Here is a 20875-nt window from a genome sequence, read left to right on the forward strand (position 1 = left end):
CCTCCGGTTCTCAGAGAATCTGGTGGATGAGTGGCTCGGCGACGGGGTCGTCGCCGAATTCGAACGCCGAGCGGACGAGGGACCAGGCGCTCTCGGCGTCCCCCGAGCTGTGGTGCAGCTCGGCGAGGAGATCGCCCTTGGCGACTTCCTCGCCGACCCGGCGGTGCACCACGACTCCGGCACCATGGTCGAGTTGCGCCCGTTGGGTCAGCCTGCCTGCACCGACCAGCAGCGCGGCCATCGCGATCGGACGGGGGTGCACGCAGGTAAGCTTCCCGGCACGCGCAGCCGCGACGGGGACGCAGTGACGGGCCCGAGGCAGCGAAGCGGGGTCGGCGAGCACGGCGCCATCTGCCCCCTGGGCGCACGCCCAGCGCAGGAACACCTCGTGCGCGGCGCCACTATCGATGGCCCGCTCGACCCTCGCCGCCGCCTCCTCCTCGGTCAGTTCCGGCTGAGCCACGCGGAGCATCAACGCGGAAATGACTGCGCACAAGTCGTACAGGCCTGGCACCCGGTGTCCACGTAGCACGGCCAGTGCCTGCTTGATCTCCAGCGAGTTGCCGACCGCGCGGCCCAGGGGCTGGCTCATGTCGCTGATCACCGCTCGGGCGCGCAGCCCGAAGGAGATCGCGAGGTCGAGCATTCGCTGTGCCAGGGCGCCCGCCTCGTCGCGCTCCGGGACCAGCGCACCCTCCCCTGTCTTGACGTCGAGGACCAGCCCGTCAGCGTGCACGGCGACCTTCTTGCTGATGATGCTCGCCGCGATCAGGGGCAGGCTCTCCACGGTGCCGGTGACGTCCCGGAGGCTGTAGGTCGCTCCGTCGCCCGGTGCCAGGCCCGCGCTCTGGCCGGTGATCACCATCCCGACGTCGCGCAGGATCGGCACGACTTCGTCGACGGGCAGTTCGACCCGCAGGCCAGGGATGGACTCTAGCTTGTCCAGGGTGCCGCCTGCGTAGCCGAGCGCCCGTCCGGTCATCTTGACTACGTGGACGCCGCAGGCGGCGACCACTGGCACCACGATGAGGGTCGTGGTGTCACCCACGCCGCCGGTACTGTGCTTGTCCACGACCGGGCCGTCTAGCATGGACAGGTCGATCCGACTGCCGCCGGTCGTGTAGGAGCGGGTGAGCGCTCGGTTCTCGTCGACCGACAACCCTCGGCAAGCGACCGTGGCCAGCCACGCCGACATCTGGTAGTCGGGCACGCGCCCCGCGACGAAGTCGGCGATGATTGCCTCGATCTCATCGCCGGCGAAGGCCTCGCCGCCACGCTTGCGGTTGATGGCCGCGAGGACACGCGCCGACGCGGCCGCTCTTGAGGTGCGCTCCGTCGGTAAGCTGCCGATCGTGTTGCCGCCATGCGCCATTGTCATGCCTCCAGAGCGGTACGTTCGCTGAGCTGGAATACTCTGCCGGTCGCACCAGCTTCGGCCGGGTCGCCGCCCGGAGAGGGCCTCCGCGCGGCCGCGCTGAAAGGAAAGGTGGCTCCGATCTTCGCTGGCAAGATGCACTCCCTCGCGGTAGCGGTCGTGATCCGCCTTGAAGCCCGCGGCGCGCCGGGACCGAGACCGTGGAGGCGGTCTGCGACAGTGTGACCGGAGCGGACAGACGCCCAGTCGTAACCGGTCACCGCGGACAGTGGGCGATGGAAGAGATGGAGCATGTGCAGCGGCGCGGTCGACTAGCGCACGTCCACGTCCTCGATGCCCTCGGCGTTGTAAGCCCCGGACAAGCCGGCCCCGCCCGCCCCGCACCAGCTCCGTGTCGACATCGAATAGCTGGGCGTAGTGCGCCGACATGCGGCCCGCAGTCGACGCGATGATCACCTGGACGCCGTCGATGCGCTCCAGGTACCCGGTGATCCGCCGGGGGTAGTCTTGCTTCGACTCGATCCCCTGCCCGAGTTCGGCGATCTGCGGGGCGGCTAAAGGGATTCCCGGCGGGTAAGCGCGGTGACTCAGTCCCAGCCCGGTGGGGGCGTACGGTTACGGCGGCCCGGCCTGATCCATTACCCGGACGGCCCGATTGTTGAAGTACCCGTGCTGAGCGCGGTCGTAGACGTCGCGCCGGCCGGTGGACAGCACCCCGTCCTCGCCCGCGGCAATGATTTTGTAGGTCTTCCGGCACCACGCACCTGCCACACCGAACGTACCGAAGGCGGCCGCGGCAGCGCGCGCCGTGGGCGTTCGAGCAGCCTTCAAGGAGATGGCGTCTGCGTTGCGGGCACAGGCGCATGTACCCACTCTTGGCGATCAGGCGTGCAAGTTCTTCGGTGTCCGCTGGCGCCATCGCGAACGGCTTGTCCTTGAGGAAGGGAATCTTGCGCAGGAGCAGCTCGCGGGCGATCTCCAGGTGTGTGTGATGCGTCGCCATGATCGCCAGGTCGGGCCACGCCCAGTCCAGTGCGGACTCGTATTCGGTGAAGAACCGGGGCGACGACGAGGTTCCGTGTTCAGCGAGCGCGCGGGTCAGTCGCGATTGTGAGGCGGGGTCCACGTCGCACGCGGCGACGAGCTCGACCTCCTCGGCCAGTTCGGAGAACGCGGGGACGTAGTCTTTCGGCGCGTGCCGGCCGACACCTATCAGGGCTGTGCGCAGTCTGGGCAAGAGGTCTACTCCCCTTCTCTCCTCCGTCGATGGCCCGCCACCGTCTACGCCGCAGGCAAGGGCGGTCACTCGTGCCGGCATCGGGTGCATCGGTTCGCGGACGCCGGGCCAGATCCCCGTGCTGGGATCGACGCGCCCTTCCCGGGCGGCAACGTCACGCAGCGGCCCAGCACCCGGTGACCACAGTGGACAAGCGGGACAGCCGCACCAGGGAGTATGCCACGGACTTCTTCCCCGTGGCCAGGCGCGAATCTGCTGTGCAGGCAACGGAATCCGGCGGGCGAGCGACACGTCGGCGGGAGGTGTCGCTCACCCGCCGGGCGTGGCAGCATCGGTGCCGGATCGCGCCCCGGCGCCGGTCTTCCCGTTGCGTGTGCCCCCAGACAAGGAGTCTCCGTGACCGAAACGAATTCAGCCGCAGCAGTGACGAGCGACGAGCCCGGAGCGGTCCGGCTCGCCGGATGGTGGAAGTTCGACGAGGGTACGGGCGCCACCGCCGACGACAGCACGGGCAACGGGCACCGGCTGACGGCCATTGGAAATCCACAGTGGACGGAGGGGCCGACAGGCGGCGCGATCGCTCTCGACGGAACCACCCAGTGGCTGTCCGGTACCACGCCCGTCGTGGCCAGCGACCGCAGCTTCAGCGTCGCGGCCTGGGTCCGCCTGGACAGCGCCACCATCGGCGCGGAGGCGCAGTTGAAACCCGGTGACTTCGCCGTCACCGCTGTGAGTATGGACGGCCCCTCGCACAGCCCCTTCTACCTCGGCGCGCGCATCGGCGACGCCGACCCGGCGAGTACGGACCCGAAGCTACGCTGGTGCTTCACCGCCGCCCCGGTGGATGGCGGGCCGACCGGGCCGGTGGAGTGGCAGAAGGCATGGTCGGCCCAGCCGGTCGGGCCGGCCGAACTCGACCGGTGGGAGCTGCTGGTGGGCGTGTACGACCTCGAGTCCGCGGCCGTCCGGATCTTCGTACCGGGTACCGGCGACCACGGGGTCGGCGAGCTGCCCGGCAACTGGCCGGCGTGGCGCGCCGAAGGTGGTGTGGGCATCGGCCAGGCCCGGTACCTCGACGCGGTCGCCGACCAGTGGCCGGGCTCGGTCGGCGCGGTCCGGATCTACTTGGGGGTGCTGGACGAGGCCGACGCGCGGCGGCTGTACGAGGAGGACCTGGCCGCCCAGCGCTGACGCGGGCGCCCGAAGCCCGGTTCCCGGTGTTCCGACACCGGGAACCGGGCTTTTCTCTTCTGTCACGCAGGAACCAGGCGGACTGGCAGCCGTTCCGGGCCCCGGACGGCGATCGATCGCACCGGGACCACCGGCCCGGCGGGCTCCAGCCGGGCGGCCAGAACCACCAGTTCTTCCAGCAGCACAGTGGTCTCGGCGCGCGCGAGGACGTTACCGATGCAGAAGTGCTCACCCGCCGCGAAGGCCAGGTGCCGGTTGGGGGTACGGGAGACGTCGAAGCGGTCCGGTTCGGCGAAGACCTCCTCGTCCCGGTTCGCCGACGGAAGCCACAGCGCCACCTTGTCACCGGCCGCGATCCGCCTACCTCGCAGCTCGACTGCGGTCGCGGCGGTACGCACGCTGTGCACCGCGCTGGACGTCCAGCGCAGCGTCTCCTCCACCGTGCCCGGGATCAGGTCGCGCCGGGCTCGCAGCAGGCGCCACTGGCCGGGGTGCTCGACCAGCGCCTGCACGGCTCCCGCGAGCCCGAGCCGCCCGTTCTCCGTGGCGCCCAGCAGGTTTTCGCAGTTAAACAGCACTTCCTCGGCCGACAGGAGCGCGCCCGCGGGGGCGCCGGTGACCAAGGCGGTAACGATGTCGTCCGCGGGTTCGGCCACCTTGCGCTCCATGAGGTCGACGAAGTAGCGGGCGAGCTCGTGGTGGGTGGTGAGGGAGGTGCCTCGGTGAAAGGCCTCGCTCGACCACTCGAAGACGCTTTCGCGGTCGGCGTCGGGCACACCCATGAGCCGGCAGATCATCGCATGGGAGAGCGGAGCGGCCACGTCGCGGACGAATTCGCACTCCCCCCGGTCGACCGCCCGCCGCAGCAGCGCGCGTGTCGTCTCGCGCATCAGGCCGACCAGTGCCCGCACCGAGCGCGCACCGAACCACTCCGCGACGACCGCTCGCAGATCCCGGTGCCGAGGGGGGTCAGTCAACGCCAGGGTCATCCCCCCACCGGGGTCGCCGCCGCGGTCCGCGGGTCTCAGGAGCACTCCGGCGGCCGAGGTGAAGATGGCGGCGTCCTGGTACACGGCGCGGACGTCCGCGTGGCGGGTCACCGACCAGAACCCCGAGAATTCGCCGCCCGGGTGCCAGTGCACCGGGTCGTGCGCCCGCATCCACCGCCACGCTTCCAGCACCTCGCCCGAGGAGTGCGCCGCCACGGACACGAGGGAGTCGGGGGAGACGCTCCGCGTGCTCAAGACTGCACCTCCGACCCGATCGACTCCAGCCGGCGAGTGAAGCCGAGCGCCAGGTTCCGTGCATCCTGCTCCGCGACGGCCTCCGGACGGAAGTACACCGTGAGGCCGAGCCCGCCGTCCGCGTCGGGCCACAGCTCGGCATGCAGTTCCAAGGGCAGGTCGAGGTAGCGCTGGCGGCGGAAGCGGGTCCGCACGCCCGTGAGTTCGAGGCGGGGAACGTCGTTGTCCTGCAACGCGAAAAGCGTCTGGAACAGCGGCGCCCTGCCCCGCGTCCGGTTGGTTCCCCACGCCAGCATGGTGTTCAGCGGCACGTCCTGGGCGGCCAGGGCTCGCCGCAGGGCCCGCCCGGTCTCCTCGATGGCCCGGCCGCCCCCGTTCACCGCGTCGTCGCGCAACCGGACGCAGACCATGGTGATGTGGCACCCGACGGCGTCTTCGAGCCCGGGCCGGTCCCGGCAGGCGACCGGCACCCCGATCCCGAAGTCCTGTTGCCCGGTGAGCTCGGCGAGCGCACCCGCGTGCTGGGCCAGCAGGACCGCGAAGCGGGAGGTGCCCGCCCGGACGGCAGCCGCATCCACCGCCACGACGGTCTCGGCCGGAATGGTCGCCGTGACCAGTCCGGGCTCCCCCGCCTGCCCTCCTGCTGGCGCGCCCGGCCAGCGGATTTCGGGCGTGCCAGCCAGCTCCTGCGCCAGCCGGGCGCGTTGGGCGGGGAGGTCGGCCTGGCTCGCGTAGGACACGTCCCCGGCGCGGATGGCGGCCGGCGAAGGCGGCTTCGCCGGCAGGGTCCACGGCAGCTCGCGAGCTCGGTTGTAGAGCGCTGCCAGGTCCCGCGCGAACACCGACTCCGACCAGCCGTCGAAAGCGATGTGGTGCACGGCGCAGCCGAGCAGGGCACTCGTGTGGTCGTCGGCGGACGGCACGACCGCGGCCCGCCACACGGCCGCGCCGGCTATGTCCAGCTCCCGGCCCAGTTCGCCGCGCAACGCGACCAGCGCCTCGGTTTCGGTCCGGTGGGCAGGCAGGACCACCAGGTCCGGCGGCGGGACGTCGATCGGTATCGCGCAAGGGCGGGGATCCGCCAGGTAGGCGGAGCGAAGGGGCTCGTGCCTGGCATGCAGGGCGGCGATGGCGCTGCGCAGCGCCGTGTGGTCGAGTGGGCCTTCGACGGCCCACACCAGCAGGCAATGCGAAGTCCGGTCCTGCGGGCCGGCTAGCTCGCGGCTCAGGAACAGCAGCTGCTGCGGGGTCAGCGGGACGTCGCCGCGGTCGTCGTGCCCGGATTCTTCCGGCGGTGCGGTCTCAGCCGCCCAGGCGGCCAGCGCCGCGGCGGTCTCGTAGCGGTAGAGAACGGACACCGGTACCTGCCGGCCGAGCTGCGTGGACAGCCGGGCACAGACCCGGCCCGCGTCCAGCGAAGTCCCGCCCAGCCGGGTGAACGGGACGTCACGCGGCACCGCGGAAACGCCGAGCACCGCAGCGAAGACACCGGCCACCACCTGCGCCGTTCCGCCCGGGGACAGGGCATCTGCGTCGGGTGCGGACGAGGCCGCGGCGGGCAGGCTCTCCCAGAGCGCCCGCTCGTCGAGCTTCCCGCGTTCGGTCAGCGGGAAGCCGCCGACGCCGACGACGGCGGCAGGGCGGTGGTGGGGAAGCATCGCGGCGTGCAGGGTGGGTACGGCATCCGCCAGCGTGTCCCCTGCCCGGATCGGAACGCAGAACGCGACCAGCTCGGTGGTGTCGCCCGCGGCCGTGCGTCGGGCCAGGACCCGGCACGACCGCACCGACGGAAGCACTCGCTCGACTTGACGCTCGATCTCGGCGAGCTCCACCCGGTGTCCGCGCACCTTGACCTGGCGGTCCGCGCGGCCCTTGAAGTGCAGCAGGCCGGCGGAGTCGAGCACGCCGAGGTCCCCGGTGCGGTAGACGCGCTCCGCAGCGCCGTCAATCGCGACTGCGGTGAACGACCGCGCGGTCCGCTCGGGGTCGTCCAGGTACCCCAGGGCGAGCCCCGTTCCCGAGGCGCAGATTTCGCCGGTCTCCCCCGGTGCGCACGGCCGGTCGCCGTCCAGGACGTGCACCTGGGTGCCGCCGACGGCCACCCCGAGCGGAATGCCCCCGGGCCGGTCGCAGTCACCGGGCTCGACCCGGTGCGTGGTCATGAAGATCGTGTTCTCCACCGGGCCGTAGCCGTTGATCAGCACGATCCGGGGATGGGCACGCAGGAACCGTGCCACGTGCGGCGGCGAGAGGCGTTCCCCGCCGACCATGAGCTGGCACAGGCCCTGGAAAGCGCCCGGATCTTCGTCCACGATCACGTTGAACAGGCTGCTGGTCAGCCACGCGGTGTCGGTCCCGTGCTCGGCCACCGTCGTGCGCAGCGCCTCCGCGGACAGAAACGGCTCCGGGACGATGGCGGCCGTGCCCCCGCTGACGAGAGCCGACCAGAGTTCCAGCGAAAAGGCGTCCCACGACACAGGCGACGCCACGGCCACCACGGTCCCCGGCGAGAACCTCGCGAAGGACTGTGGCCCGAACAGCCGCGTGGTCGCCCGGTGGGGCGACACCACGAACTTCGGCGTTCCGGTGGTGCCCGAGGTCAGGAAGGCGGTGCTCGGCGCCGAAGGATCGACCGGCACCGGACGCCAGCCGGGCACCGGCACCGGCCGGCTGGGCGGCACCCACCGAGCCACGTCACCGGCCAGGGAGACGTCGTCATGGCAGACCACGAGCTTCGCGCCGAGCCGGGCGACCGCCTCCCGGATCCGGGCCTCCGGCCAGCCGGGGTCGAGCAGGGCATAGGCGCCCCCGGTCTTGAGCACGGCGAGGGCCGCCAGCACCAGGGAGGCGGACCGGGGCAGCACGATCGGCACGATCCAGGTCGGCCCCACGCCAGCCGCGGCCAGCAGCGCAGCCCAGGTGCCGGAAGCGTCATCGAGCTCGGCGTAGGTGAGCCGCTGGGCGCCCGCGACGGCGAGACTCCCGGGAGCGCGCCGCGCGTTCCGCACGACCCCTTCGTGCAGGCAGCCGTCCCCGGCCGAAGCCGGCGAGCCCCGGCCTGGCTCCGTCCGCATGGTGTTCTCCTCTCCCCGAAACACGCAGGCGCGGCGTCAACCGGCCGACGGCACCCAGCGCGCCGCGAATTCCGCGCGCAACCGGGTTTCGGCGGTGTGCGCCCCGATTTCCTCCAGCCCCAGCAGCGCCGCCCCGGCCACAGGAAGGATTTCCGGCACGAGGACCGTGCTCAACGGGGCGACCGCGGCGCACCGCAGCGCCACTTCCCGCACCATACCCGGACCCGCCCCGGCGATCACGCCACCGCCGAGCACCACGGTGGCGGGCCGCTCCAGGAAATCCAGGCGGCGCAGGGTGATCGTGGCCAAGGTGGCGAGTTCGCCTGCCAGCCGGTGCAGGACCTCCGCCGCCACCTCGTCCCCGGTCCCGGCCACCCGGGTCAGCAAGGGCGCCAACCGATCGACGGCGTTCGCCGGGATTTCGCCGAAGTGCATCGCCTCCAGCAGATCGGCCATGCTGGAACGGGAAAAGTGCGCCAGGACGGCGTCCAGCAGCGCGGTGGGCTCCCCACGGCCGTCGGCCGCCCGGGCCGCCAGCCACAGCACTTCGCTGCCCAGGTCCTGCCCGCCGCCCCAGTCTCCCGAAAGCCTGCCCAGTGCGAGAAACCGGTGAACCCGGCCGTCGGGGGCGACACCGACGCAGTTGATTCCCGTCCCGCAGACCACGGACACACCGACGTTGTCGGTCGTTCCCGAACGGAGCAGCGCGAACGTGTCGTTGTCGACCACCGAAGACGTCGACCACCCCCGTCCCCGGATCGCCTCGTGCAGCGCCTCCCGCTCGCGCGGGAAGTCCACTCCGGACAGAAATGCGGCGGTGTGGTCGGCGAAGGGCGGGGTGGCGGGCCGACCGGCTTGCCGCGCCGCCCGGCCAGCCAGTGCCTCGATCCGGTCCAGCGCGGCCCGCGCCCCGATCGTCTGGTGGCACGCCCCCGGGCCCCGCGCCGCCCCCAGAACCGTGCCACCGCTGTCGACCAGCAGCACGTCGGTCTTCGTGTCGCCGGCATCGACCGCAAGCACGGTTCGCGCATTCACGCCCACGCCAGGAATTCCCGGTTGCGGGACACGAGCTCGTCAGCCAGCCGCTCGGCCACGTCCCACTGGCCGACGAGCGGATGAGCCAGCAGTGCGGCGGCTACGCGGTTCCGACCACCGCGCACCGCCGCGTCCAACGCGAGCAACTCGTACCCCGCCACGTGGGACGTCAGCCCGGCTAGCGCGGGCTCCATGGCGGGCACCGGGTGCGGCACGGCCCCGCGATCGTCCACAGAGGACATGACCTCGATCACCGCGTCGTCCGGCAGAAACGGCAGGACGCCGCGGTTGCGCACGTCAACCACGTGGTCCTCGGCCGGTCTGCCCGATGTCAAGGCCCGCACCAGCTCCAGCGCTCCCGTCGAGTAGTGCGCACCGCCGCGTTTGGACAACAGTTCCGGCTTGCGCACCGTCGAAGAGTCTGCGTACAGGCGCAGCAATTCGCGTTCCAGTTCCGCCACGGTCTGCGCGCGCGGGGGCTCTTTCAGCAGATCGGCGACCACAGCGTCGTGCCGGTAGAAGTACTTCAGGTAGTAGGACGGCACCGCGCCGATCCGGCGGAGCAGGTCCGTGGGCACACCGATGTGCTCGGCGACCCGCTCGGCGTGCGTTCCGAGCAGGTCGGTGATCCGCTCCTCGCCGTCGACCCGTGCGCTGCGGGTCCACGTGAGGTGGTTGAGACCGACGTGATCCAGGTCCACTCGCTCCGGCGGCACGCCGAACAACGCCGCCGTCCACAACTTGAAGGTGATGGCGACATTGCACAACCCCACCGCGCGGTGCCCTTCGCCGAGCAGCGCGCCGGTCACGATCCCAACCGGGTTGGTGAAGTTGACGATCCAAGCGTCCGCGGCCGCGGTGCGCACGCGGGAGGCGATGTCCAGGACCACGGGTACGGTCCGCAGGGCCTTGGCCAGCCCGCCCGCGCCGGTCGTCTCCTGGCCGAGGCAGCCGCAGGCCAGCGGGAACGTTTCGTCCGAGAGCCGGGCCCGCTGACCGCCGACCCGCAGCTGCAGCAGGACGGCCGTCGCGCCCGCCACCCCCGCATCCAGGTTGCGGGTCGTGCGCAACCGCGCCGGGTGGCCTGCGTGCGCGAGCATGCGCTGGCAGACACCACCCACGACCGCCAACCGGTGCTCATCGGGGTCGACCAGCACGATCTCCGTCACCGGGAGGCCTGCTTTCCCGGTGACAATCCCGTCCATCAGTTCCGGCGTGTAGGTGGAACCGCCGCCGACCACCGCCAACCGCAAGGTTTCCCCCTAATCGCCGATCCGCTCCGGTTGGCTGCCCGGCCAGACCGCGTGGAACGTCCAGTCGTCGTCGTGCGTACCGGGTTCGCGGTCCTCGTGGTAGTCCCCGACCACCGTGATGTCCGAGAACCCCGCCTCGGTCAGCAGCCCGTGGAACTCCCGGACGCTCCAGAACTGCACGCCGAACGTGTGCAGCTCCGTCGCGGTGGCCCGGCCCCGGTGCCACTTCTCGTAGCGCAGGTACTCGGTCACGTGGTTCGCTGCCGCGTCGTACTCAGCGTGCACCGTCTGCACCGTCCACAGGTGCTCGCCGTCCGCCCAGGATCGCAGGGGCTTCGAGCCCACCACCAGGCGCGGCGGGGCCACGTCGGCCACCAGCCGGCCACCGGGGCGGAGTACGCCACCCATGGCGCGTAGGGCCCGCAGAACGGCCGCCCGGCCGGTGAGGCCCTTGATCGACCCCGCCGGGATGATCACCGCTTCGTAGCGCTCATCGAGCCGGAACCCCGCCATGTCCCCTCGGTGCAGGCGTGGCCGCAAGCCGCGCGCCCGGCAGTGCCGCTCGCAGATGGCGAGCATCTCCGGGGAGAGATCGAGCCCGTCGGCCGCTATCCCTGCCTCCAGCAGCGGGACCAGGATCCGGCCGGTGCCGCACGCCACGTCCAGGACGGGCCCAGTGACGTCGCGCAGCGCCCGCGTGTAGTACTCGATGTCGCCGTAGGAGAACCCGGGCGGGTGCCCCCGGTCGTACACCTCGGCGACGAGGCTCGAAGCGGCCCAGTGCATGGTGCCTCCTCTCTCTCGGTCACTACCAGCCGACGGGTCCGCTGTCGTCGAAGAAGCCCCCGGTGGGGCCGTCGTCAGGCAGCAGTGCGAGCGCCACGACGGCCCGCGCACCCTGCTCGACCGTGCGGTCGGCGCGGAACCCGTTCATCTCCGTGGCCGTCCAGCCGGGGGACGCGGAATTGATCCGGATCCGCGCCAGGTCCCCGTCCTCGCCGAAAGCCGCGGCGTACTGCACGGTGAGCATGTTGAGCGCCGCCTTGGAGCTGCAGTAGGCCATGCGCCGACTGGCGTCCCCGGGGAGTCTCGCCCCCGAGCTGGTCAGCGTCAGCGAGGCGGTCGTGCTCGACACGTTGACGATGCGCGGGGCGGCCGACCGGCGCAGCAAGGGCAGGAACGCGTTGATGACGGTGATGACGCCGAGCACGTTGACCTCGAACATCTCCCGGGCGACCGCGGCCGTGGTGGCCTCGGCGCCGCAGCCGCGGAAGACGCCCGCGTTGTTCACCAGGATGTCGAGGCGGCCGTGGCGCTCGCGGACCAGCTCGGCCGCCGCGGCAACGCCCGCCGGGTCGGTCACGTCGAGGGTCACCGGCGTCGCGCCCAGACCGGCCGCGGCGTGTTCGGCGGCGGCCGGGTCGCGGCTGCCCAGCAGGACGGTGACCCCCTTCCCGGACAGCTGCCGGGAAACCTCCCGGCCCAGCCCCCGGTTCGCCCCGGTCACCAACGCGATGGTCACGAAGCCCTCCGCAGGAGCCGCCGAAGCCAGTCGACCCGGCTGCGGCGGGCTGCCCGGGACACTGCCGCGTCGGGGACCCACCAGTCGAAGCTGTGGAAGGCACCCGACCAGATGTGGAGCTCGGCGTCTCCGCCGGCCAGCCAGATGCGGCTCGCGTAGTCCACCGTCGAATCGCGCAGCGCTTCGACGGCGCCGACGTCGAGGTATGCGGGCGGGAGCCTGGCGAGGTCGGTGGCGCGGGCGGGCGCCGCGTACGGGGAGACGTCGGTGGTGCCGCGACGGTCGCCGAGCAGGGCGGTCCAGCCTGTGCGATCCGATGTGCCGTCCCACAGCCCGGTCTCGGCCTGCTGCACCGAAGAGGGGGTGTCGCAGCGGTCGTCGAGCATGGGGCACTGGAGCAGCTGCCCGAGGGGGCGCGGGCCCCCGCGATCCCGGGCGAGCAGGGCGACGCCGGCGGCGAGGCCTCCGCCGGCGCTGTTGCCGCTGACGACCACCGCTTCCGGGCGCAGGCCCTGGTCCGCCGCGGCACCCATCACCCAGCGGAGCCCGGCGTAGCAGTCCTCCACGGGGGCCGGGTCGGGGTGTTCGGGCGCGAGCCGGTATTCGACCGACACGACGGCACATTGCAGTTCCTCGGCACGTTCGAGCTCGTCCGCCAAGTCCACGGCGCGGTAACCTCCGGCGACCATGCCGCCCCCGTGGATGTTGAAGAGCACCGGGTGCGGCGGCGGCGTGCGCGTGGGACGGCAGACGAGAAGCCGGACGCTCTCGGCGCCGGACGGACCGGGGGCGTGGTGTTCCTCGAAGTCGAACGCCCCTCCGCGGCGGATCTCGTCGTCGGACAGGGTGCCCGCCGCCCCCCTGGCCCGGCTGGCCGTGATCTTGTCCCGGGTCAGCGGCAGGTCCAGCTCCCGGCGCAGCCGGGCCACCGGTCCGGCGAGTTCCGGATCGAACCGCGGCGGTGGCCCGGGCCGGGTGGCCGCACCGGTCCTCGCGGAAATCTTCACGGGGCCGGCTCCGCGGCCTCGGCCGCACTCCGCTCCAGCCGGTCGGCCATGGCGGCGATCTCGTCGTCGGAGGCGGTCAGCGGCGGCGAGACGATGACCGCCTCGCCCGGCTGGCGGAGCAGCAGGCCGTTCTCCTTCGCCCGCTCGACCAACCGGGCGGCGGCGTCCCAGGTCGACAGCTCGACAACCACGATCAGGCCGCGACCGCGGACGTCGACCACCTCGTGCCGCCCGGCGAGCGGGCCGAGCCGGTCCAGGAGGTCCTTGCCGAGGCTGCCGGCCCGGGCGACCAGGTTCTCCTTCTCCACGACGTCGAGCGTGGCGAGCGCGGCGGCGCAGGAAACGGGGTGTCCCGAGGTGGTGTGCCCGTAGCGCACCCCGCCGATGTTCGGCTCGTCGCGGAAGCTGTCGTGGATACGCCGGTGCACGCTCACCGCGCCGATAGGCAGGTAACCACCCGCAAGCGCCTTGCTGCCGACGAGGATGTCGGGGGTGGCGTCCTCGTGCTGGAAGGCGTACATGCGCCCGGTCCTCCCGTACGCGGTGAACACCTCGTCCAGGACGAGGAGGGTCCCCGTGCGGTCGCAAAGCCGCCGCAGCTCCCGGAGGAAACCCTCGGGCAGCACGACGCCGCCCCCGACGTTGAGCACGGGTTCCACCACCACGGCCGCCGGCCAGTCGTCCTCGTCGTCGCCGAAGGCGCGCTCGAACGCCACCACCAGCGGATCCAGTGCCTCGGGCCCGGCCATGCGGATCGGCGAAAGCGGCAAGTCGATCTTGATCACGTCCAGTACCGCACCGAATCCGTGATCCACCCGGGGCAGGCCGGACAGGCTGCGGGTCAGCAGTGTGGAGCCGTGGTAGCCGCGAGCGAAGCTCACGAACCGGTGGCGCGGCTTGCCGACGTTCGACCAGTAATCGGCGGTGATCAGCGCCGCCGCCTCCATGCCCTCGGACCCGCTGTTGACGAACAGGGTCTTGGCCATGTCCGGCGGCAGGTGCGCAGCGAGCCGCTCGGCGAGCAGCCCCGCCGGCTCGTGGCTGCCGAGCGACAGGTCGAACTGGTGCAGCTGCCGCACCTGCGCGGTGATCGCTGCTTCGACCTCCGGCCGGGCGTACCCGCAGGTGGTGTTGAGCGAGGAGGCATCTAGGTAATCCTTGCCGTCGACGTCCCAGACCACCGAGCCCGCGCCGTGCGACAGCAGGAGCTCCGAGCGGTCGGCGCTCAGCGGCGACCACGGGTGCCAGACGTGCTGCCGGTCCCGGGTGCGAGCGTGGCCGGCGTCCCTCGTGTGGTTCATGTCAACCCCTTCGGCGTCTGCGGTGGTAGAGGTTCCCGAACCGGACCGCCCTGGGCTAGGAAGCCCTGCACGAGCTCGAAGGGCGGTTCGGCGACCAGGTAGAAGTGGTGGCCGGGGACCACGCGTTCCTGCCAACCTCCGTCGGTCAGTTCCGGCCAAGGTCGCCGGTCGGCGTCCTCGTCTTCGTCGCCGACGATGGTCAGGACCGGGGTCCGCAGCCGGGGCAGGGCGCGGAAACCGTAGTCGTGCAGGATCTGCCCGTCGCTTCGCACGTAGGGCAGCACGAGCTCTCGGAACACCGGGTCGGCGACGATCGCGGGGTCGGTGCCCCCCAAGGTCAGCAGCCGCAGGACGAGCGCGTCGTCGTCGTCCTCCGCCGACGGCGGCCCGGGGTACGGCGCCGCCCGGGTGCCCGAGGCGATCAGCCCGGCAGGCTCGATGCCTGCGGCCTCCAAGGCCCGTGCGGTCTCCAAGGCGACGACCGCGCCGAAGCTGTGCCCGAACAGGGCGATCGGCCGGTCAGCCAACGGCTCGGCGGCCTCCGCGATGGCGGCCGCCAGGGCCCGCAGATCCGTCGGCGCGGGTTCGCCGATGCGCTCGGCGCGGCCCGGGTAGCACACGCCGTGCACCTCCATCGCGCCCAGGTGCTCGCCCCAGCCGCGGAAGAAGGAGGCAGAGCCGCCCGCATGGGGGAAGCACAGCAGCCGCAGGCGGGGATGCGCGAGCGGCTGGGCGCACTGGAACCAGGGGTCGGGAGGGGCCGTCATTCCGCGCCCGCCTGCCGCCGGTTGAGCCGCTCGGCCCGGGCCGCGAGCACGTGCCGGGCGGCGGCGAGCCGGCGTTCGGTGAACGCCTGCTCGTGGCCGTCCGACGTGGCGAGGTCACGGATCAGCTCGGCCTGGGCCGCCACCGTCGTGTGCCGGAAGAGCGCGACGACCGGCGGCCGCACGCCCGCTCGCCGCTCCAGTGCGTCCTGCAGTGTGAAGACGGCATAGGAGTGACCGCCCGCGTCGAAGAAGTTGGTGTCGTCGGGCACCTCGCTCAGCATGAGCACCTCCGCCCAGGCTGCGGCGACCTCCGCGGTCAGGTCCCCCGGGAGCCCGGGGGCGGGGTGCGTTGCCCCAGGCGCGGGGACCGGCGGCCGCCCCGCCCTCAGCTCCGCGCGCAGCGCCGCGTGGTCGATCTTGCCGTTGACTGTGCGCGGGAAGTCCGCACGCAGGACGATCCGCGCGGGCACCATGGCCGGCGGCAACCGGTCGGCGAGCCTGGCACGGACGTACTCCGGGGTGGTTCCCGGCGCGGCGACCACGGCTGCTTCGAGCGCGGTGTGCTCGCTGTCGACGAGGACAGCGGCGTCCTCCACACCCGGGATGCCGGCGAGTTCCGCCTCCACCGCGCCGAGTTCGACGCGGTGCCCGCGCACCTTGGTCTGCCGATCGCGACGGCCGCGGAACTCAAGCCTGCCGTCGCTCGTCCACCGGGCGATGTCCCCAGTGCGGTACATGCGCGCTCCCGGTATCCCGGCGAACGGATCGTGCACGAAGGCGCGGGCGGTGTCGCCGGGGCGGCCGAGGTAGCCCCGCGCAACGCCGACGCCGCCGACGAACAGTTCGCCGTCGGTCCCCGGCGGGACCGGGTCGAGCAAGGCGTCCAGGACGTAAAGCCGTGCCCCGGGCACCGGCTTGCCGATGGTCACCCGGCCGGCCGCCCGGAACCGGTGGTAGCTGGCCCACACCGTGGTCTCGGTCGGGCCGTACTCGTTGACCAGCTCGGTGGCCGGCAGCGCCTCGAAGTGCTTTCGCACCAACGACTCCGGAAGGGTTTCCCCTGCGACGACGACGGTGGTGAGCGTGCGCAGCCGCTGGAGGCCCACCCGGCCCCCGGCGTCGAGGATGGACCGGTAGAGACCGGGTACGCACAGGATCTGCGTGACCCCGTGCTCTTCGATGAGCCCGACGAGCTGCTGGGGGTCGCGCGCCTGCTCGGCGGTGGCCACGACCAGGCAGCCGCCGGAGGTCAGCGTGCCCCAGATACCGGCGACCGACGAGTCGAAGCACAGCGGTGAGACCAGGAGGAACACCGCTCTGCCCGGGTAAACGTGGCGACGCGCCAATGTGGACGCGGCGAGCTGCCGGTGCTCGACGAGCACCCCCTTCGGAGCACCGGTGCTCCCCGAGGTGTAGATGACGTACGCGGGGCTGTCGGGCCGCACCGGGACACCCGCTGCCGCAGGCGGTTCCGGTTCGTCGTCGGCCGGCCGCGCGGCGACGGGGACGGTGTCGTAGCCGCGGCATCGGTCGTCGTGCCCCTCGCCGCGGACGACCACCCGGACCCCGGCATCCGCGAACAGCTCGCGGATGCGGCTGCCGGGGTGCGCCGAGTCGGCCGGCACGTACGCGGCACCACTGCACAGGATCCCCAGTACCGCAGCGACCATCTCCGTCGACGGTTCGACGAGGACACCGACCCGGCCGCCCGGAGTCACGCCGGCGCCGGCCAGATCCCGCGCGACCAGCCGCGCCCGGTGCACCAGCCCCCGGTAGTCCGTCACCACCCCACCGGACACCACCGCCACGTCGTCCGGATAGTGTTCCGCCACATGGAAAACACGCTCGTGCACGGCGGGTTCCCCGGCGAACGGCAGCACCTCCCCCAACCCCAGCGGCCCGGCTTCGCCGAGGCCACCGGTCGTGGTTCCCGTACCCGGCATCACAGCTGGATCCGTTGATGACACGTGCATCCACCCCCTATTGGCGAACGGCGGCAGCCGCCGACGAGCCCGATTCCTGTGATGGCGAATGAGCAGCCTGTCCGTACCCGGCTGAGCGACGGGATGGCCGGGCGTGGCCGGCTCACCGTCGTCACCGAGGCTAGGTTCCCGTCCTGGTGTTGGCAAACAAGACCCCAGCGCCGTCACGGCCGGGCCACCCGCCAGACGACCTCAGTGGACAGTGGCCCGTGCCGGCCCAGCAGCGCGCCGGTCCCGTCGGTTTCCAGCATCGTGGCGACGAGGCTGAGCTGGGACGCGTAGCACAGGACCGCGTCCCGCTTGCCGGACCACGTGGCGTCGTCCAGAGTGAATTCGTGGCTCGCGTCCACAATGCACCCGCCGTCGGCCGGACCGGAGAACTCCGGCGATCCACCGAACTGCACGCGGGGCCAGCCGGGATCCGCTGCGGTGTAGGGTAAATCGGCGTAGATCCAGGTCGCCGGGCCGCCCCGCAGGACGGGCAAGGCCACATCCCGGACGGCCCGGTGGTCGGGCTGGATCAGGCCGAGTGGGACGAACACGGCGGCGTCGGCGGCCAGGCCGGTGAGAAACTCTTCGAGCCCGGCGATCGGACGCCCGGCTCCGTACGGTCCGTCAGCATTGGGCAGCACGACTTGGCGGGCGCCGAGCAGGGCACAGGCGCGCCGGTCCTCGCCGAGTCTCATCGTGTACGCCTCTTCCGGGCGGACGAACCCGCAGTCGGAGTCCCAGCCCGACACCCTGAGCCCGGCCGGGGGTGGACCGCCGTGCGCGGTGACGACGGTGCTGGGCCCCCGGTGCGCGGCCAGCAACCCGCCCAAGGACAGCACCGCGTCGTCGAAATGCGGTGACAGCACGATGATGTGCCGGTCGTCGGAGACCAGTGATGCGGTCATCGGAGTCTCCCAGGGTCAGATACGCTCGGAACCGAGCGAAGCGAGCACGGCCGCCGTCTGGCCGCCCAGTGTGCGGCCTTCGAGCAGAGCCTGGGGCGACACCGTCACCCCCAGTTCCCGGTGCAGCCGCCGCACCAGGTGGACCACGAGGAGCGAGTCGCCGCCGAGGTGGAAGAAGTCGGCATGGTCGTTCGCTGCCTCGCTGCCGAGCAACTCGGTCCACAGCCGGGAAACGACCGCAGGCACATCGGGCGGCCCGTCGTCCGGGACCGGAGGTTTCCCGCTCCCGGTGCCCGCATCGGAGGCACCCACGACTTCGGGGGCCAGCCACCGGCGGCCGGCGAAGGGGTAGGTCGGCAGGCGGGCGCGGTGGCCGCCGACGCACAACCGGCCGGTGTCGACGTTCCCGCCCACAGCCCACAGCCGCCCCAACGCGGCCAGCACGGCTTCAGCGCCGTCGGTCCCGCCGCGGTGCGGGGACAACGGCACCGCAGTGGTACCCAGTGCGGTGGCCATCGTGGCCAAGGTCCGCCCCGGGCCAGCCTCGACGGCCACGCAGCCGGGGTACCCGGCAGCCACGGCTCCGAGTCCGTCGGCGAACCGGACCGGTCGACGCGCCTGCCGGACGAAGTCCTCCGCGGCCACGACGCTGCCCGGCGGCAGCACCTCCCCCACCCAGTTGGCGGCGAACGCCACCCGAGCCGGCCGAGGTACCAGGTCGCCTGCCGCTTCGGCCAGCGCGGGGACAGCGCGGTCGACGAGTGCGGAGTGGAACGCCCGCTCGGTCGCCAGCCGCCGGGTGTGCACCCGGTCACCGAGCCAGGACCCGAATTCCGCCACCGCGGCGGCGGGTCCCGCCACAACACAGTTGTCCGGTCCGTTGACCGCCGCGATGTCCAGGTGCGCACCCCCCGCGGACAGCAACTCCCGGGTCCGCGCCTCGTCACAGCCCAGGGCCAGCATGGCGCCGGGCGGGCAGCCCTGCATGATCCGGCCTCGCTCGACGACGAACCGCGCGGCCGACGGGAGGTCGAGGATCCCCGCGACGCAGGCCGCGGTGATCTCACCGAGGCTGTGGCCGAGCACTGCGGCCGGCACGACACCCAGTTCCGCCAGCCCGGAAGCAACGGTGTAGCCGAGCGCGAAGAGCGCCGGCTGTGCCAGCTCCGTCGTGGCGAGGTCCGCAGCCGACGAGTCGCGGTCGAGCAGGGCTGCGCGCACTCGGGCGCGGACGTCCGCGGGGAACTCGATCAGGCAGAGCTGCAGTGCGCCGAGGAATCCCGGCAGGACCTCCGCGAAGGCCAGCGCCATGCCGGGGTACTGGGTTCCCTGCCCGGGGAAGAGGAAGACGACAGGTGAGCTGCCACCCTGCGGGACACGGCCCGCCGCGCCGGCGCCCGCCCTGAGCCGGTCGGCGACTTCCGCGATGCTGCGCCCCACGACGGCGAGGCGTTCGGGCAGCGCCGCGCGGCCGGTGGCCAGCGTGGTCGACACGTCCGCGAGGTCGACCTCCGTCGTCGCCAGGTGCTCGGCCAGCCGGGTGGCCGCCGTGGCGAGAACGCCCTCCTCGGCGGCGGACAGGAGGACGAGGCGGGGCCGCCGGTCCGGAACGGCCTGCCGCAGCGGAGCCGGAGACGCCTGCTCGACCACGACGTGGACGTTCGTGCCGCCGATGCCGAAGGCGCTCACCCCGGCGCGCCGGGGTTCCGGGCCGCGCCACGGCTCGGCTTCGGTGGGGATGCGCAGCGGGGAGCCTGCCGTTTCCAGCAGCGGGTTGGGGCCGGTGTAGCCCGCGATCGGCGGGACGACCCCGTTGCGGAGCACGAAAAGCGCCTTGACGAGTGCCGCGAGCCCGGCCGCGGCGTCCAGGTGGCCGATGTTCGCCTTGAGCGCCCCCAGAGCGATGGAGCCGGGCGGGGCGCCCCCCGCGTGGAGGGCGGCCGTCGCCGCGGTCCATTCGATGGGATCGCCGATTCTGGTCCCGGTTCCGTGCGCTTCGAGGTAGCCGAGGGAAGCCGCACTGACGTCGGCAGCGTCGAGGGCGGCTCTGATGACCGCTTCCTGGGCAGCCGCCGACGGGGCGTAGAAGCCGGCTTTGGCGGCACCGTCGTTGTTGACCGCGCTGCCCAGGATCACTCCGTAGGGTTCGGGACCGTGGTCCAGGACGTCGGACAACCTGCGCAGCACGACGCAGACGACACCCGACCCCGCCACGACACCGTCGGATTCCCTGTCGAAGGGCCGGCACCGGCCCGTACGGGACTGGATGCCCCCGGGGGACCGCAAGTAACCGGCCTGGGGAAAGGCGACGCCGGCACCGGCGACGACAGCCTGGTCGCAGTCACCGGCGGCCAGTGCCTGACAGGCCAGGTGGACGCCGACCAGCGAAGAGGAGCACGCGGTCTGCACGGCGATGGCGGGACCGGTGAGCCCCAGCTTGTACGCGATGAGGCCGGCGACGAAGTCCGGTTCCGTCCCGTGCAGCGCCTCCTCCAGCACCACAGGATCGAGTTCACCGTTGACGAGCATCCGGCGCAGGTACCCGCTGCCGCTCGAAGAGGCGAAGACGGCAGTCACCGGCCGGTGGGCGCCGAAGCCCGTGCCGGCGTCCTCGAGTGCGGCCCACGCGCCCTGGAGCATCAGACGGTGCTGCGGATCAAGCATCTCCGCGTCCCGCGCGCTCATCCGGAAGAGGGTGTTGTCGAATTCGTCGGCGTGATCCAGGTAGCCGTGCACGGGGACGTACTCCGGATCGTCCAGCAGCCCGGCCGGAACCCCAGCGTCGAGCAGCTCCCGGGGTTCGAAGCGTTTCGTCCGTACCTGACCGCTGGTCAGCACCGACCACCAGTCGTCAAGGCCGTGCACCCCGGGAAGGCGCGCCGAGATGCCGACCACCGCGGTGTCCATGGAGCGGTCGCGGTCCATCAGGCCCCTCCCACGTCGTGTCGATCGCTGTTCAACCGGGGAAACTCTCTGGTTGCACAGCGGCCC

The 20875-nt window shown here is 72.2% G+C and carries 15 protein-coding genes; 1 reads left to right on the top strand and 14 read right to left on the bottom strand.

Going from position 1 to position 20875, the window contains the following annotated elements:
• Nucleotides 1–10: 10 nt before the first annotated feature.
• Together SACMADRAFT_RS20720 and SACMADRAFT_RS31455 are read right to left on the bottom strand one after the other, a co-directional pair.
• Nucleotides 11–1378, bottom strand: coding sequence for a thymidine phosphorylase (locus SACMADRAFT_RS20720; protein ID WP_157617292.1), 1368 nt, complete (start codon nt 1376–1378; stop codon nt 11–13).
• 253 nt (nt 1379–1631) lie between these two features.
• Entirely contained in the window at nt 1632–2702 is a 1071-nt protein-coding gene (locus tag SACMADRAFT_RS31455; protein WP_083840961.1) for a Gfo/Idh/MocA family protein, read from the bottom strand.
• A 306-nt stretch (nt 2703–3008) separates the two neighbouring features.
• On the opposite strand from SACMADRAFT_RS31455, the gene SACMADRAFT_RS20730 reads away from it, so the two are divergent.
• Complete coding sequence (locus SACMADRAFT_RS20730; RefSeq protein WP_009155806.1) at nt 3009–3803, top strand: LamG-like jellyroll fold domain-containing protein; 795 nt, start codon at nt 3009–3011, stop codon at nt 3801–3803.
• Between the two features lie 62 nt (nt 3804–3865).
• On the opposite strand, the gene SACMADRAFT_RS20735 is transcribed toward SACMADRAFT_RS20730, so the two are convergent.
• From SACMADRAFT_RS20735 to SACMADRAFT_RS20790, 12 genes are all read right to left on the bottom strand, one after another.
• Entirely contained in the window at nt 3866–5047 is a 1182-nt protein-coding gene (locus tag SACMADRAFT_RS20735; protein WP_009155807.1) for a cytochrome P450, read from the bottom strand.
• Entirely contained in the window at nt 5044–8121 is a 3078-nt protein-coding gene (locus tag SACMADRAFT_RS20740; protein WP_009155808.1) for an AMP-binding protein, read from the bottom strand. The genes SACMADRAFT_RS20735 and SACMADRAFT_RS20740 overlap by 4 nt, the downstream gene beginning before the upstream one ends.
• Nucleotides 8122–8157: 36 nt before the next feature.
• The gene (locus SACMADRAFT_RS20745) at nt 8158–9162 is read right to left on the bottom strand and encodes an N-acetylglucosamine kinase (protein WP_009155809.1); all 1005 of its coding nucleotides are present in this window, start codon (nt 9160–9162) and stop codon (nt 8158–8160) included.
• Nucleotides 9153–10409 carry a 6-phospho-beta-glucosidase gene (locus tag SACMADRAFT_RS20750; RefSeq protein WP_009155810.1) on the bottom strand — a complete coding sequence of 419 codons (1257 nt, stop codon included), beginning with the start codon at nt 10407–10409 and terminating at the stop codon, nt 9153–9155. Before SACMADRAFT_RS20750 ends, SACMADRAFT_RS20745 begins: the two co-directional genes overlap by 10 nt.
• A gap of 9 nt (nt 10410–10418) precedes the next feature.
• Entirely contained in the window at nt 10419–11195 is a 777-nt protein-coding gene (locus SACMADRAFT_RS20755; protein ID WP_009155811.1) for a class I SAM-dependent methyltransferase, read from the bottom strand.
• Between the two features lie 22 nt (nt 11196–11217).
• Nucleotides 11218–11931: an SDR family NAD(P)-dependent oxidoreductase gene (locus SACMADRAFT_RS29705; protein WP_009155812.1), complete on the bottom strand. Its 714-nt coding sequence runs from the start codon at nt 11929–11931 to the stop codon at nt 11218–11220.
• A complete protein-coding gene (locus tag SACMADRAFT_RS29710) occupies nt 11928–12938 on the bottom strand; it encodes an alpha/beta hydrolase fold domain-containing protein (protein WP_009155813.1) in 1011 nt (336 codons plus the stop codon). The genes SACMADRAFT_RS29705 and SACMADRAFT_RS29710 overlap by 4 nt, the downstream gene beginning before the upstream one ends.
• On the bottom strand, nt 12935–14239 hold the full coding sequence (locus tag SACMADRAFT_RS20770; protein ID WP_009155814.1) for an aminotransferase family protein: 1305 nt from the start codon (nt 14237–14239) through the stop codon (nt 12935–12937). Before SACMADRAFT_RS20770 ends, SACMADRAFT_RS29710 begins: the two co-directional genes overlap by 4 nt.
• Complete coding sequence (locus SACMADRAFT_RS20775) at nt 14236–15006, bottom strand: thioesterase II family protein (protein WP_009155815.1); 771 nt, start codon at nt 15004–15006, stop codon at nt 14236–14238. The genes SACMADRAFT_RS20770 and SACMADRAFT_RS20775 overlap by 4 nt, the downstream gene beginning before the upstream one ends.
• On the bottom strand, nt 15003–16949 hold the full coding sequence (locus SACMADRAFT_RS20780) for a non-ribosomal peptide synthetase (protein WP_009155816.1): 1947 nt from the start codon (nt 16947–16949) through the stop codon (nt 15003–15005). Before SACMADRAFT_RS20780 ends, SACMADRAFT_RS20775 begins: the two co-directional genes overlap by 4 nt.
• Nucleotides 16950–17152: 203 nt before the next feature.
• Entirely contained in the window at nt 17153–17884 is a 732-nt protein-coding gene (locus SACMADRAFT_RS20785) for a PIG-L deacetylase family protein (RefSeq protein WP_009155817.1), read from the bottom strand.
• 15 nt (nt 17885–17899) lie between these two features.
• Nucleotides 17900–20809 (bottom strand): type I polyketide synthase, encoded by a 2910-nt coding sequence (locus tag SACMADRAFT_RS20790; protein WP_009155818.1) that lies wholly within the window; start codon nt 20807–20809, stop codon nt 17900–17902.
• Between the last annotated feature and the right edge of the window lie 66 nt (nt 20810–20875).

The sequence above is a fragment of the Saccharomonospora marina XMU15 genome (assembly GCF_000244955.1).
Classification (GTDB): Bacteria; Actinomycetota; Actinomycetes; order Mycobacteriales; family Pseudonocardiaceae; genus Saccharomonospora_A; species Saccharomonospora_A marina.